Genomic DNA, 13,639 nt, shown 5'->3' with positions numbered 1-13,639 from the left:
TTCGACGTCGGCGGCGGATCGGTGGACGGGGTCGGTGTGCGGGTCAGCGGGCGGTTTCCGTGGGACGGGGTGCCTCGTGCGGCGCAGCCAGGGCGAGATAGGCCTCCCGATCGGTCGGAATAAATGGCATCAATACGGATCATATGAGGCAAGATCCCGAACGGCCTGATGTGTATGACCTGTCCCGGCCATATAGGGGCGATGCCCCGGCAAAGATCGAGAGGGGACCGGCTACGCTGCCCGTGTAAGCAGTGCCACCCCTCAGACGCCATCTCAGCGAATGGAGTACCCCTCGTGAACGTCGTCGGGCCGTTCGGGTTGAGCGTGCGGGACGAGGCTCTCGAAGCCGACGTCCGGGCCGGGCTGTTTGCCGTGGAGGAGGGCCTCCTGGAGGCCACCAAGAGCGACGTCCCCTTCATCACCGGCGCCGCGCGCCATCTGGCCCGTGCGGGGGGCAAGCGGTTCCGGCCGCTGCTGGTCATGCTGGGCGCCCAGTTCGGCGACCCGAACGCGCCGGGCATCGTGCCGGCCGCGGTGGTCGTGGAGCTCACCCACCTCGCGACGCTCTACCACGACGACGTCATGGACGAGGCGGACGTACGCCGCGGCGTCCCCAGTGCCAACGCCCGCTGGGACAACTCGGTGGCCGTTCTCACCGGGGACTTCCTGTTCGCCCGCGCCTCGCACATACTGGCCGACCTCGGCCCCGAGGCCGTCCGCGTCCAGGCCGAGGCCTTCGAGCGGCTGGTGACCGGCCAGATCCTGGAGACCGCGGGACCGGCCGACGACCGCGACCCGATCGACCACTACCTCGACGTGATCGGCGGGAAGACCGGCTCGCTCATCGCCGTCTCCTGCCGCTTCGGGGCCATGATGTCCGGCGCGGACGAGTCGGTCGTCGACATCCTCACCCAGTACGGCGAGCGCATCGGCACCGCCTTCCAGCTCGCCGACGACGTCCTCGACATCGCCAGCGACAGCCACGAGTCGGGCAAGACCCCCGGCACCGACCTGCGCGAAGGCATCCCCACCCTCCCGGTGCTGCATCTGCGCACCCGGGTCGCCGCGGCCAACGGCTCGGCCTCCCCGGCCGACCGCCACCTCGTCGACCTCCTCGCGGGCGACCTCACCGACGACCACCGGCACGCCGAGGCACTGCGCCTGCTGCGCGCCCACCCGGCGCTGGAGCAGGCCCGCCGCGACACCGTCCGGTACGCCGACGAAGCCCGCGCCACCCTCGCCCCGCTCCCGGACTGTGCCGCGAAGCAGGCCCTGGAGGGCCTGTGCGACGCGGTGGTGTACCGCGCGGGCTGACCCCCGCCCTCGCTTCAGCCGCGGACACCCGAACGGCCGTCGAACGCCTGAGGCGCTCGACGGCCGTTCTCGCACCGGCCCCGCGAGGGGATCTCACGCCTTGACGTCCACCAGCGTTCTGCCGTCCAGGGTCCGCACCTCGTAGTGGTCGACCTCGTTCGGCTGCATGGCCGCGCCGCCGTGCATGTAGAGCGGGGTGCGCGCGGTTTCGTGCGGGCTGTCGGGGATGCCGTATCCCCAGGGGCCGACCGCCCAGGTGGTGACGGTCTGCTGGTCGCCGTTCTTGCCGACGGCGACGAGGCTGCAGCGCAGCGGGCCCTTCACGTTGCCGAGTTGGAGGACGACGTGGCTGCCCCAGGCCTTCTTCTCGACGCCGATCGTGGCGCTGACCTTGGTGGCGGGGTCGGTGCCGGAGACCTTGGCGGAGGCCGGTATCAGGTTGAAGGCGTCCTCGGCGGGCCCGCCGTGGGCATGTTCGGCGACCGCCGAGGTCCTGTCGCCGGAGGTGGCCTGGACGGCGATCAGCGGGCCGCCGATGATCAGGACGGCGGCGGCCGCGACCAGGAACATCCGGCGGCGCCGCGTCCTGGCGCGGACCTCGGCGACCTCGTCGAGCAGCCGGCCCAGCAGGGCGTCGTCGGTACTGCCGGGAACGGGAAGGAACGCGCCGGGGCCGGGGGTCGCCGCCGCGTACTCGGCGAGCAGGGGTTCGAGGCCCGCGAGCGAGTCGAGTTCCGCCATGCAGAGCTCGCAGCCGGCCAGATGTGTCTCGAACCGGGTGGCGTCCGCGTCGTCGAGGAGCCCGAGGGCGTACGCCCCCACGTCCGCGTGCTGCTCCTGCGGCGACGTCATGATGTCGTCACTCCTCGTTCCTCGAGCGCCAGTTTGAGCGAGCGCAGCGCGTAGAAGATCCTCGACCGCACTGTTCCGGCGGGTATGCCGAGCACCGCGGCGGCGTCCTCGACGGTGCGCCCCCGCAGATAGGTCTCGGCGAGCACCTGCCGGTGGGCGGCCGTCAGATCGGCCATCGCGTCGGAGATGGTCATGAACCGGAGCACCTTGTCCATCTCGTCCTGGGCAGGCAGCAGCTCCAGGGGGCCGGGATCGACCTCCTGGGGGCGGGCCTGCCGGCTGCGATGGCCGTCGATGACCAGCCGGCGCGCCACCGTCACCAGCCAGGGACGGACGGATCCGGTGGCGCGCTCCAACTGGTCGCTGTTGCGCCAGGCGCGCAACAGCGTTTCCTGCACGACGTCCTCGGCCCGGTGCCGGTCCCCCGCGACCAGCCGCAGTACATAGGCGAGCAGGGGTCCTGCGTGCTCCTTGTAGAGCGTCCGCATCAGCTCTTCGCTCGGTTCCGTGGCCACGGGCGAATCCTTCCGCACCCGATCCTCCAGGTCGAGACCGTCTGGGGATTGATCAACAGCGGATGAGTATCCGGATCAGTATCCGGAGGTGTCGCCGCCGGTGCTCATGCCGGCGCTGCTCGCCGCCTTCTTGCCCTGCGGGCTGCTCACGAACCACGTCCCGCCGACCCCCTGACCGAGGGTGTCGCCGGCCTTGGTGTCCTTGGCGAAGCGGTAGAGCGGCCAGCCGCCGAGGGTGAGCTGCTTGCTGCCGTCGGCGCGGGTGACGGTGGAGACCAGGCTCTTGTCGATGCCGGTCACGGTCACGCTGTCCTTGGCGAGGGCCGGCGGCCACTTCACGGCGCAGTCGCCCGAGCAGTTCGACGCCGACGGGTGCGCGGTGTCCTTGTCGAAGCGGTAGAGCGTGCGGCCCTGGTCGTCGGTGACCATCGCGGCGAAGGACGGGGTCTTCGCGGCGATCAGGGCGCCGGTGGGCGCGGGCTGCTGCGCTGCGGGCTTGCCCGCGGGCTGCTGCGAGCCCGGCTGCGAGGTGGCCGGCGGCGTCGAGGGCTGGTCCTGCGCACCCGACGCGTCGGAGTCCGTCGGGCCGCAGGCGGTGACGGCGAGCGCGAGAACCGCGATTCCGGAAGCGGCGAAGAGACGGATACGGCTGGTGCGAATGGACTTGGACATGGCGGTTCCCCCTGGTGGCAGTGCGTGGATGCTGCGACGTTCGCCTCCATCCATACGCAGCGGCCGCGCCCGCCCACTCAACGATCCGCGAAAAAAGTTTTGGGAGATTCGCTCAACAACCCATCCTGGCCCGGCGATTGTGCGGTATACGCAAACGGCTCCCGTCCGACTCAACGCCGGAGCCGTGATTCTCACCGCACTTCCGCGTTGAGCGACGGCCGCCGGAGGGCGCGTATGAACCCCTGAGACGCCGGGGCGTGGGGCACCGGCCACAGGGGAGGACTTTTCATGAACGGCATCAGGAACCGCATCGGGAACCGTCGCACCGCGATCGCGCTCGCCGTCACCGCCGCCGCGGTCGCGGGCGGCGTCTCGCTGGCCGTGCTGCCCGCCTCCGCGGACGGCAACGCGGCCGGGAACGGGAACGCGGGCCACGACATGAGCTCCATGGCGTCGATGGCGATGCCCGGGTCGGCCGGATGGGGCGACGACAGCATCAGCACGCAGAGCGGCAGCGGCGGGAGCAGCGGCGGTGCCGACCGCGGCAAGGCCGTCTACTTCGTGGCGAGTCTGACCGGTGCCAACGAGGTGCCGGTGGCGAACGGCCCCGCGGTCGGCGACAAGGACGGCAAGGCCGTGGAGTTCCTGAAGATCCAGGGCAACCAGGTCTCGTTCGCCATGAAGTGGAAGGGCATCGCCCCGCCCACCGCCGCGCACATCCATCAGGGCGCCGCCGGTAGCAACGGCGGTGTGAAGATCCCGTTCTTCGCCGAGAAGCTGCCCGGCAGCGTCTACTCGGTGACCGGCTCGGTCACCGTCGACGACGCGAAGCTCCTCTCCGACCTGCGGACGAACCCGGGCGGCTTCTACGCCAATCTGCACACCGCCGAGTTCCCGGGAGGTGCGGTCCGCGGCCAGCTGCACGCGCTCAGCTCGTCGATCGACTTCTCCAAGGCGCTCTCCGACCTGCAGGCTTCCGTGGTCAAGGGCCAGCAGATCTACGCGTGCACCAAGCAGCCGGGTGGCGGGTACGCGTTCACCCAGGACAACGTGAAGGCGCACCTCGGCGCCGGTATCGAACACTCCTTCGTGCGGCCCGCGGCCGGTCCGCCGCAGTGGATCGCCCCCGACGGCAGCGCGGTCACCGGCGCGGTCCTGACCAGGACGCCGAACGGCCAGGGCAACATCCCCGAGCTGGACCTGCGGGCCACCCAGTCGGGCAAGCGGGACGGCGTGCTCGCCGGCACCCAGGAGATCCTGCGGCTCAACACGGCCGGCGGCGTGGCCCCGGCCGGCAGCTGCGACCCGTACAAGACCCCCAGGGTCGGGGTGGACTACCGCGCCGACTACCTCTTCATCGGCAAGTGAGGGTTGCCCCTGAGCTCCTGGGCGCCGGAGGGCCGGCCGAACCCGGCTGAACGGGTGCGAATGCCTCCGAACGGGGCCCCCGCCGGGCTCTCCGGTACCTCCGGGCGTTCCACCGACCCGTGTACGCCCTCGGGGTTCGTCATCCCGGGGGCGTACACAGGGTTGCTCCCGGCGGCTGATGTGCTGGGGCTTCCGGTTTGGTGGGATTGGTATCACCACCTCAGGGGCGGATCGGGTGACAATGGACCCGAGAGGTGGACGAGTGCACGGCATCGTGGCCGCCGCTGACGACGGAGGTAGGAACGCAATGGCACGGATCCAACCGACGCAGGTCCCGGAAGCGGGAGACACCGGAGGCACCGGGGGAGAGGGCAGAGGTCCAGGTCGCCGCAAGGCGATGCGGTACGCGGTCCCTGTCGCGGTGGCGGGGGTGGCGGCGGCGACCATCAGCCTCGTCCCGGCTCTCGCCGACTCCGGTAACCCCGATCTGCCGAAGATCACGGCAGAGCAGTTGCTGACGAAGATAGCCGCGTCCGACACCCAGACGGTCTCGGGCTCGGTCAAGATCACCACAGACCTCGGACTGCCGTCCTTCCTCGGCGGCGCCACCGGCGGCGGCAGCCCCTTCGGCGGTGCGGGCGGGGACGACAGCGGCAAGGGCCGCAAGGGCAGCGGTTCCGCCGCCGACCCCAAGGCGCAGCTCACCCAGCTGCTGGCCGGCAGCCACACGCTGCACATCGCGGCCGACGGACCGGACAAGCAGCGCGTCTCGATCATCGAGAAGGCCGCCGAGTACAGCGTCATCCACAACGGTGACCAGGTCTGGGCGTACGACAGTTCGTCCAACCAGGCGTACCACTCGACGCTGCCGAAGTCCGCGGGCAAGGCCGGCACCGATCACGCCAAGCAGCTGCCCGACGACTTCCCGAGCACCCCGCAGGCCGCGGCCCAGCAGGCGCTCAAGGCGGCGGGCCCCCACACGTCCGTCTCCGTCGACGGCACGGCGAAGGTCGCCGGGCGCAACGCCTACCAGCTTCTCGTCCAGCCCAAGGGCGGCGACTCCACGGTCGGCACGATCCGTGTCGCGGTGGACGCGTCGACCGGGGTGCCGCTGAAGTTCACGCTGACGCCGAAGACCGGTGGCAAGGCCGCGATCGACATCGGCTTCACCAAGGTGGACTTCGGCAAGCCCGAGGCCGGCACCTTCCAGTTCACCCCGCCCAAGGGCGCCAAGGTGACGGAGGACAAGGCCGACGGGGCCGCGCTGAACGACAAGCGGGCGGGCAAGGACGGCGCGTCCGCCCTCGAAGGCCTGAACGTCCTGGGCGCGGACTGGAATGCGGTCGCCGAGATCAAGGCGCCCAAGGGCGCCCTGCCCGGGTCCGACTCCGGATCGCAGTCCGGGCGCGGCCGGAACGACAAGAACGTGCAGGGGCTGATCGACAGCTTCGGCAAGCACGTCACCGGAAGGTTCGGTTCCGGCACGGTCTTCTCCACCCGGCTCGTCAACGCCCTGATCACCGACAACGGCACCGTGTACGTCGGTGCTGTCAACCAGGACGCTCTGCTCAAGGCCGCCAACGCGGCTGCCAAGTAAGCCCCTTCGTCCGCCCGGCCGTGTCACCGGCCGGGCGGGCTCTTGTCCTCCTGCAGAGGAAGTGCGATGGAAGAGCCGTCCGCCGGGACCGGTACCGGGAGGCCCGGGACCGCGGCCGATGCCGAGGCCGTGATCGAGACCCGTGGTCTGACGAAGCAGTACCGGGGGACGCTCGCCGTGGACGGCCTGGACCTCACGGTGCCGCGCGGCAGCGTCTTCGGCTTTCTCGGGCCCAACGGCTCGGGCAAGACGACCACCATCCGGATGCTGATGGGCCTGATCGAGCCGACGGCCGGGACGGCCGCGGTGCTGGGCCGCCCGATGCCGCGCGCCGGGCGCACGGTGCTCCCGAAGGTCGGCGCGCTGATCGAGGGACCGGCGCTCTACGGCTTTCTGTCCGGCCGCGACAACCTGGTGCGGTACGACTCCGCCGATCCCACGGCGGACCCCCGCACGCGCACCGCGCGGGTCGGGGACGCGCTCGACCGGGTCGGCCTGGCGGCCGCCGCGGGCAAGAAGGCGCGGGCGTACTCGCTCGGCATGAAGCAGCGGCTCGGCCTCGCGTCCGCGCTGCTGCAACCGCGCGAGCTGCTGGTGCTGGACGAGCCGACGAACGGCCTCGACCCGCAGGGAATGCGCGAGATCCGGTCCCTGATCAGGGAGTTGGCGGCAGACGGCACGACCGTGTTCCTCTCCTCGCATCTGCTCGACGAGATCGAGCAGGTGTGCTCGCACGTCGCCGTCATGGCACGCGGCCGGCTCATCACCCAGGGGACCGTCGCGGAACTGGCGGCCGGCACGCGCGGCCGGCTCGCCGTGACGACCCCCGATCCGGCGGACGCGGTACGGATTCTCAAGGAGCACGGCGTGACAGATCTGATCGTCCTGGACGACAAGGTCACCGGCGAGCTGCCGCCCGACCCGCCGGACGCCCCCGATCCGTCCGATCCGTCCGATCCGTCAGCGCCGTCCGAAGCGGCGGCACCGGCCGGACCGCTGGACCTCGCGGACCTCAACGCGGCCCTGGTGGCCGCCGGGGTGCGGGTCCGCGGCTTCGGAGTCGAACGGGCCTCGCTGGAGGACGCGTTCGTGGCACTGACCGGGGAGGGCTTCGATGTCGCGGGCTGAGGCCGGAACGGTCCCCGTCGTCCGCCCGCTGAGCAGCGCCCTCTGGTCGCTGGGGCTGTTCCGCAGCGAGCTGACGATCGTCTTCCGCCGCTGGCGGACCGTGGCGCTGCTGGCGGTGCTCGCCGGCGTGCCGCTGCTGGTCGGTATCGCGGTGAAGATCGAGACCCGCAACGGCGGTTCGGCCGGCAGAGGCGGCGGCGGGGGAGACGGCGCCGGTCCTGCGTTCATCTCGCAGGTCAGCAACAACGGCCTGTTCCTGAGCTTCGCCTCGCTCGCCGCGACCCTCCCGGTCTTCCTCCCGATGGCGGTCGGCGTGATCGCCGGTGACTCCGTCGCCGGCGAGGCGAACTCCGGCACGCTGCGCTATCTGCTGGTGGCCCCCGCCGGCCGGACCCGGCTGCTGCTCGCCAAGTTCACCGCCGTGGCCGCCTTCTGCGCGGTGGCGACGCTGGTCGTGGCGGGCGCGGCACTGGCGGTCGGCGCGGCGCTCTTCCCGCTGGGGGACGTGACGCTGCTGTCGGGCACGACCATCTCGTTCTCCGACGGCCTGGTGCGCGCCCTGATGATCGCGGCGCTGGTCGCGGCCTCGCTGGTGGGCGTCGCCGCGATCGGGCTGTTCATCTCGACCCTCACCAACAGCGGTATCGGCGCGATGGCGGCGACGGTGGGCCTGGTGATCACCGTGCAGATCGTGGACACGATCCCGCAGCTGCACGTCGTCCAGCCGTATCTCTTCCCGCACTACTGGCTGAGCTTCGCGGATGTCCTGCGGGCCCCGGTCTACTGGGACGACATCGTCAAGAATCTCGGTCTGCAGGCGCTGTACGCGGCGGTGTTCGGCTCCGCCGCGTGGGCGCGGTTCACCTCGCGGGACATCAGCGCGTGAACCTCGGCGCGTGAAGCGGGCCGCCCCGTGCGGCATCCGCTTCCCGCCGAAGCACCGTCATTCCGCGAAGAACTCCTTCGCCCGGCCGAGCGCCGCGGTGTCCTTCAGTACGTCGCCGGGCTCGCTGCCGTTGCCCGTCAGCACGCCGCCCCACTCCATCCTCAGGTAGTTCGCCGTCTTCTCCAGCGTGCCCGCGAGGGCGTCGGCGTCGGCGGGGTCCTGCCCCGCCAGGGCCGTGATGCCCCAGAGCTTCCGTCCGGCCATCCGGGGCTTGAAGTCCACGCCCGGTACGCGCATCCAGCCCGACCAGTGGTCGAGGTAGCGCTTGGTGGCGGTCGAGACGCTGTACCAGTAGAGCGGCGAGGCGATCACGAGGTCGGTCGCGCCGAGGGTGGCGTCCAGCAGGACCTTGCCGTGGCCGGTGGGCGCGGGGTAGCGGCCGTCGCCCTCGTGGCGCAGATCCTCGAAGTCCGACAGCGGCAGATCCGTCAGCCGCAGCCACTGCTGCTCGGCGCCGGGGGGCAGTTGCTCTGCGGCGTGCCGCGCCAGGAGCTCGGTGTTGCCGTCCGCGCGAGGGCTGCCGAGAAGGAAGAGGAACGTCCGCTGAGTGTGCATACGCATTTATTGCACGCGCATGTAATTCTCGTCAAGGCCGTTCGGTCGTAGCGCGTCGAGGCCGGTCGGGATGGGTCGGCGCGGAGGCGGAACGAGGCGGGAAGGGGTGAGGCGTTGGGCTGCGGCCCGCAGATGCTGTCATCTGCGGGCCGCTGAACGTGACCCTGCCGCTGAGTTGCGGTGGTCTTCGTGGCGACCCGGAGTCGGCGGACTGGACAGGTAGTGATCAATCGCCCGGGAGGCGCATCCATTCCTTCACATGCTAGTGGGATGTACCAGACATTTGTAACCAATCGCCATGTCGCTGACGACGGTATCCGGTTGATGGCCACTCGACTGGCTCAGCACGCCGAAGGTGCCGGAATCCGGTGGGAAGCGTCAGCGGGTTCGCCGGGCCGCCAGCGAGCGCAGCGCGTCGTACGCGCGCTGGATGAATGTGCTGTTCATGGCGGGAGCGGTGTATCGCCATCGCGTCACGGCCGGGCCGGAGCGCCGTCGGCCTCGGGAGAACCGCCGCCGGAACCGCCGTCGAGGGTGCGGGAGGGTGCCAGGGTGCCGGCGATCGCGGCGACGACCGCCGTGTGCTGCTGGTCCGCGAACCCGTCGTCGGGGTCGTCGGAGACGGCGGACGTGTCGCGTGGCGCCAGGCCGTCCTCGTGCTGGATGCCGGCCATCAGCTCCCAGGTCCCCGGATCGAGGTACGGCTCCTTCGGACAGCTGCCGACGATCATCAGCTCGCCCATCAGGTCCCACTCGCCGACCTCGGCCCAGATGTCGATCCAGGCCGGGAGCCACGCGGCGAGATAGTCGCCGATGTCGTCCGGGAGGTCCTCCGGCCGGCGGCCCCGGTCGGTCGCATGGAAGACCGTGTGCGTCATGCTGTAGCCGGTCATCCAGTCGATGAGCCAGGGTTCCGGAGTGTTCCCGAGCCAGGTGGCGCGGATCAACTCCTCCCGGTCGCCCGCCCGTCCGGTGCCTTCGAGGCCGGCGACGCGCACCGCGTTGGCGACGGCGAGGGCGCGGTTGGGATGGTGCTCCACGTTGCGCACCGACCGCAATCCGGTGACGTGCCGGAGCAGTTGCTGCATCGGCTCATGGCGGTAGCCGCCGCGGGCGAGGTGCGCGTACGTCTCCAGCGAGTCCGTCATGAGCGGGTAGCGCAGCAACCGCGCGTAGAGCGGGTCTCCCTCGCCGAACTGCCCCCAGGCGTGGAGGCGTCGGCGTCAGGAGCTTTTGCGTGCTTCGATGAGGAAACGAGTGGTATGAGCGACGAATGAACCGTCCGTCCGGATCTGCTCGTCCAGGGCCTTCAGCTCGGTCCGGTACTGCTCGACGGTGAAGCCCGGGACCATCCAGATGACCTTCCGGAGGAAGTAGATCACCGCGCCGATGTCGTGGAACTCGGTGCGCAGCGTCTCCATCCGCAGATCGAGGACCTCCAGCCCGGCGGCCTCGGCCGCGGTCCGGGCGTCGTCCGGATGCCGCCCGCGCTTTACCTCGGCGGGCAGCGGGCCCAGGAAGTACTCGACGAGCTCGAACACGCTCGCGGGGCCGACCTGCTGCGAGAAGTACGTTCCGCCGGGCCGCAGTACCCGCGCGATCTCGGTCCACCACGTGGTCACCGGATGGCGGCTCACCACCAGGTCGAACGCCGCGTCGCCGAACGGCAGCGGCGGCTCGTCCTCGTCGGCGACGACGACCGCCCCGAGCGGATGCAGCAGCGCGGTGGCCTTGGCGACGTTCGGCGGCCAGGACTCCGTGGCGACGGTCAGCGCCGGAAGCCGCGGCACCCCGGCGAGCACTTCTCCGCCCCCGGTCTGGATGTCCAGCGCCGCGGTGGACCGTGCCATCCGCTCGCCCATGGCCCGCGCGTAGCCCCAGGAGGGCCGTTCCTCGCTCGCCCGCCCGTCGAGCCAGGAGAAGTCCCAGCCGTCGACGGACACGGTCTCGGCCTCGGCCACCAGTTCCTCGAAGCTGCGCATCATGCCCCCAACCCTGGCATCGCGTCCCGGCCCGGGCCAGCGGATTTCCGGGGGCGCAGGGCGGCTTACGCCGGGGCTGTTGCCTTCGCGGCCATCGCCGTCGCGGCGTCGCGGGCCGCGGTGCGGGTGCGGTGGGCGTTGTGTAGGGCGTCCCAGGTGAGGAGGGCGAGGGCACCCCAGACGAGGGCGAACCCGGCCCAGCGCTCGGGGGGCATGGCCTCGTGGAAGTAGACCAGCCCGAGGAGGAACTGGAAGACCGGAGCGAGGTACTGCAGCAGCCCGATGGTGCTGAGCGGGAGGCGGATGGCGGCGGCGCCGAAGGCGATGAGGGGGCCGGCGGTGACGAGGCCGCAGGCCATGAGAAGAGCGGCGTGGCCGGGGCCCTCGCCGGTGAAAGTGGCGTTGCCCTGGGCGCCGAGGAAGATCAGATAGCCGAGCGCGGGCAGGAACTGCACGGAGGTCTCGGCGGCCAGCGACTCCAGCCCGCCCATGCCGACCTTCTTCTTGATGAAGCCGTAGGTGGCGAACGAGAAGGCGAGGGTGAGGGCGATCCACGGCAGCCGCCCGTACCCGATGGCCAGGACGAGGACGGCGGCGACGCCGATGCCGACCGCGGTCCACTGCAGCGGCCGCAGCCGTTCGCGCAGCACCAGGACGCCGATGGCGATGGTGACCAGCGGATTGATGAAGTAGCCGAGCGAGGTCTCGACGACATGGCCGGAGTTGACGCCCCAGATGTACAGGCCCCAGTTGACGGAGACCACGGTGGCGGCGACCGCGAGCAGGCCGAGCCGTTTGGGCTGCCGCAGCAGCTCGGGTATCCAGGCCCAGCGGCGCATGACCAGCAGGATCACCGCGACGACGGCGAGCGACCAGACCATCCGGTGGGCGAGGATCTCCAGCGCTCCGGCGGGCTTGAGGAGCGGCCAGAAGAGCGGGAAGGTGCCCCAGAGCCCGTAGGCGCCGAATCCGTACGCAAGGCCCGCGCGGTGCTCGTTCACTGGTGGCGACAACGGATGCTCCTCGGGCAGATGCCAATGCTCGAAGGTAGCGCCGTCGAGCCCCACCTGTCATGGCCGTCTTGCTTAACGGTCATGACAGGTGGGGCTTAACGGATGCCGGACCAGGATCCGCAGGTCGGAGCGGTAGGGCCGGCGGGCGGGTCAGACCTTCAGTGCCTCGGCGAGCGTCACCGTGAACGGGGTGGTCGGGCGGCCGATCAGCCGGGCCAGGTCGCCGGTGGCGATGGCGAGCCGGCCGCGCGCGATCGCGTCGTCCACGTCGGCGAAGATCTCGGCGAAGTCCGCGGGCATGCCCGTGCCGGTCAGCAGCGCGCGGAAGTCCTCGGTGGGCAGGTCGGTGTAGACGACCTCCTTGCCGGAGTGCTTCGCCACTTCGGCGGCGTACTCGCCCAGCGTCCAGGCGGTGTCGCCGCTCAGCTCGTAGGCGGTGTTCTCGTGGCCGTCCCCGGCCAGCACGACAGCGGCCGCGGCGGCGTAGTCCTGGCGGGCCGCGCTGGCGACCCGGCCCTCGCGGGCGCTGCCGACGACGGCGCCGTGCTCCAGCACCGTGGCGAGCCGGCTCGTGTAGTTCTCGGTGTACCAACCGTTGCGCAGGAACGTGTACGGCAGCCCGGACGCGAGGATCAGCTGCTCCGTCTCACGGTGGGCGGAGGCGAGCAGGAAGTCCGCCTCGGGCCCGCCGAGTATGCCGGTGTAGGCGAGCCGGGCCACCCCGGCCTCCTTGGCGGCATCGATCACCGCGGTGTGCTGCGCCACCCGGCCGTGCAGATCGTTGCTGGAGATCAGCAGCACCGTGTCACCGGGGTGGAGGGCGGCCTTGAGCGTCTCCGGGCTGCTGTAGTCGGCGATCCGCAGCTCCACGCCGCGGGCGGCGAGGTCGGCGGCCTTGTCCGCGTCGCGCACCACGGCGGCGATGCGGTCGGCGGGCACGCGCTCCAGCAGCTCGTCGATGACGAGGCGGCCGAGCTGTCCGGTGGCTCCGGTGACAACGATGCTCATGGTGAGTGCTCCCTGTAGTAACGACGTGGCCGGTGACTGCGCCGGACCGGCTGATGCACTCACCCTAGGACCTGCACTAACCAATCGAAAGTACCCACTTTGAGGTAAGGTACTGGTATGAGCGTAAGTATCGAGCCCAGTGCACTGGAGCAGCTGGTCGCCAGTGGGCCCCCACGGGACGTTCCCGACGTCTTCTCGGCGGACTGCCCCTCGCGGGTGGTCCTGGAGCACGTCACCAGCCGCTGGGGCGTGCTCGTCCTCGCCGCGCTGATCGACGGGACGCACCGGTTCAGCGCCCTGCGCCGGCAGGTCGGCGGGGTGAGCGAGAAGATGCTCGCCCAGACGCTCCAGGCGCTGGAGCGTGACGGCTTCGTGCACCGCGAGGCGTACCCCGTGATCCCGCCGCGCGTCGAGTACTCCCTCACCCCGCTCGGTGAGGGCGCCGCGCGGCGCGTCTGGGAGCTCGCCTGCTGGATCGGCGGCTCACTGCCGGACGTGTTCGAGGCGCGCGCGACGTACGACGCCGCGCGCTGAACGGACCGGACCGCGAAAGGACGCCGACGAACCGGACCGCGAACGACCCCTGAACGCACCGGATCGCTGAACGCACCGGATCGCTGAACGCACCGGACCGCTGAACGGCGATGCCCGCCGGGGGAGTTGTCGAACTCCCCCGGGCGGGCATCCGC

13 protein-coding genes and 1 pseudogene are annotated in these 13,639 nt (G+C 70.9%); 6 read left to right on the top strand and 8 right to left on the bottom strand.

What is annotated here, in order from left to right; all coding sequences use genetic code 11:
• Positions 1 to 294: 294 nt before the first annotated feature.
• Entirely contained in the window at positions 295 to 1,314 is a 1,020-nt protein-coding gene (locus C6N31_RS03310; RefSeq protein WP_138357549.1) for a polyprenyl synthetase family protein, read from the top strand.
• 93 nt (positions 1,315 to 1,407) lie between these two features.
• Here C6N31_RS03310 and C6N31_RS03305 read toward each other — a convergent pair whose 3' ends face one another.
• The 3 genes from C6N31_RS03305 to C6N31_RS03295 form a co-directional block, all read right to left on the bottom strand.
• A complete protein-coding gene (locus tag C6N31_RS03305) occupies positions 1,408 to 2,166 on the bottom strand; it encodes a zf-HC2 domain-containing protein (RefSeq protein WP_138357548.1) in 759 nt (252 codons plus the stop codon).
• Positions 2,163 to 2,654 carry a sigma-70 family RNA polymerase sigma factor gene (locus tag C6N31_RS03300; RefSeq protein ID WP_138357575.1) on the bottom strand — a complete coding sequence of 164 codons (492 nt, stop codon included), beginning with the start codon at positions 2,652 to 2,654 and terminating at the stop codon, positions 2,163 to 2,165. Before C6N31_RS03300 ends, C6N31_RS03305 begins: the two co-directional genes overlap by 4 nt.
• A gap of 102 nt (positions 2,655 to 2,756) precedes the next feature.
• On the bottom strand, positions 2,757 to 3,353 hold the full coding sequence (locus C6N31_RS03295) for a hypothetical protein (RefSeq protein WP_138357547.1): 597 nt from the start codon (positions 3,351 to 3,353) through the stop codon (positions 2,757 to 2,759).
• A gap of 288 nt (positions 3,354 to 3,641) precedes the next feature.
• Between C6N31_RS03295 and C6N31_RS03290 the strand changes: the two genes are divergently transcribed.
• The 4 genes from C6N31_RS03290 (at position 3,642) to C6N31_RS03275 (ending at position 8,332) form a co-directional block, all read left to right on the top strand.
• Positions 3,642 to 4,721: a CHRD domain-containing protein gene (locus C6N31_RS03290; RefSeq protein WP_138357546.1), complete on the top strand. Its 1,080-nt coding sequence runs from the start codon at positions 3,642 to 3,644 to the stop codon at positions 4,719 to 4,721.
• A gap of 307 nt (positions 4,722 to 5,028) precedes the next feature.
• Positions 5,029 to 6,318 carry a LolA family protein gene (locus tag C6N31_RS03285; protein WP_138357545.1) on the top strand — a complete coding sequence of 430 codons (1,290 nt, stop codon included), beginning with the start codon at positions 5,029 to 5,031 and terminating at the stop codon, positions 6,316 to 6,318.
• Positions 6,319 to 6,384: 66 nt separating this feature from the next.
• Positions 6,385 to 7,446, top strand: a complete 1,062-nt coding sequence (locus tag C6N31_RS03280) for an ABC transporter ATP-binding protein (RefSeq protein ID WP_138357544.1) — start codon at positions 6,385 to 6,387, stop codon at positions 7,444 to 7,446.
• Positions 7,433 to 8,332, top strand: coding sequence for an ABC transporter permease (locus C6N31_RS03275; RefSeq protein WP_187144978.1), 900 nt, complete (start codon positions 7,433 to 7,435; stop codon positions 8,330 to 8,332). The genes C6N31_RS03280 and C6N31_RS03275 overlap by 14 nt, the downstream gene beginning before the upstream one ends.
• A gap of 57 nt (positions 8,333 to 8,389) precedes the next feature.
• Here C6N31_RS03275 and C6N31_RS03270 read toward each other — a convergent pair whose 3' ends face one another.
• From C6N31_RS03270 to C6N31_RS03250, 5 genes and pseudogenes are all read right to left on the bottom strand, one after another.
• Positions 8,390 to 8,947 carry a flavodoxin family protein gene (locus tag C6N31_RS03270; RefSeq protein ID WP_138357543.1) on the bottom strand — a complete coding sequence of 186 codons (558 nt, stop codon included), beginning with the start codon at positions 8,945 to 8,947 and terminating at the stop codon, positions 8,390 to 8,392.
• Positions 8,948 to 9,420: 473 nt separating this feature from the next.
• Positions 9,421 to 10,146 (bottom strand): annotated as a pseudogene (locus C6N31_RS03265) (DUF6895 family protein); the annotation flags it as partial.
• Between the two features lie 24 nt (positions 10,147 to 10,170).
• Entirely contained in the window at positions 10,171 to 10,932 is a 762-nt protein-coding gene (locus tag C6N31_RS03260; RefSeq protein WP_138357541.1) for a class I SAM-dependent methyltransferase, read from the bottom strand.
• 62 nt (positions 10,933 to 10,994) lie between these two features.
• A complete protein-coding gene (rarD, locus tag C6N31_RS03255) occupies positions 10,995 to 11,942 on the bottom strand; it encodes an EamA family transporter RarD (protein WP_232484681.1) in 948 nt (315 codons plus the stop codon).
• Between the two features lie 150 nt (positions 11,943 to 12,092).
• Positions 12,093 to 12,950, bottom strand: a complete 858-nt coding sequence (locus C6N31_RS03250) for an SDR family oxidoreductase (RefSeq protein WP_138357540.1) — start codon at positions 12,948 to 12,950, stop codon at positions 12,093 to 12,095.
• 117 nt (positions 12,951 to 13,067) lie between these two features.
• Between C6N31_RS03250 and C6N31_RS03245 the strand changes: the two genes are divergently transcribed.
• Positions 13,068 to 13,484, top strand: a complete 417-nt coding sequence (locus C6N31_RS03245) for a winged helix-turn-helix transcriptional regulator (RefSeq protein WP_138357539.1) — start codon at positions 13,068 to 13,070, stop codon at positions 13,482 to 13,484.
• The last annotated feature ends 155 nt before the right edge of the window (positions 13,485 to 13,639 follow it).

Source organism: Streptomyces fildesensis (assembly GCF_016107395.1).
Taxonomy (GTDB): domain Bacteria; phylum Actinomycetota; class Actinomycetes; order Streptomycetales; family Streptomycetaceae; genus Actinacidiphila; species Actinacidiphila fildesensis.
Note: the sequence above shows the minus strand (reverse complement) of the source record. Positions and strands in the feature narration are given on the sequence as shown.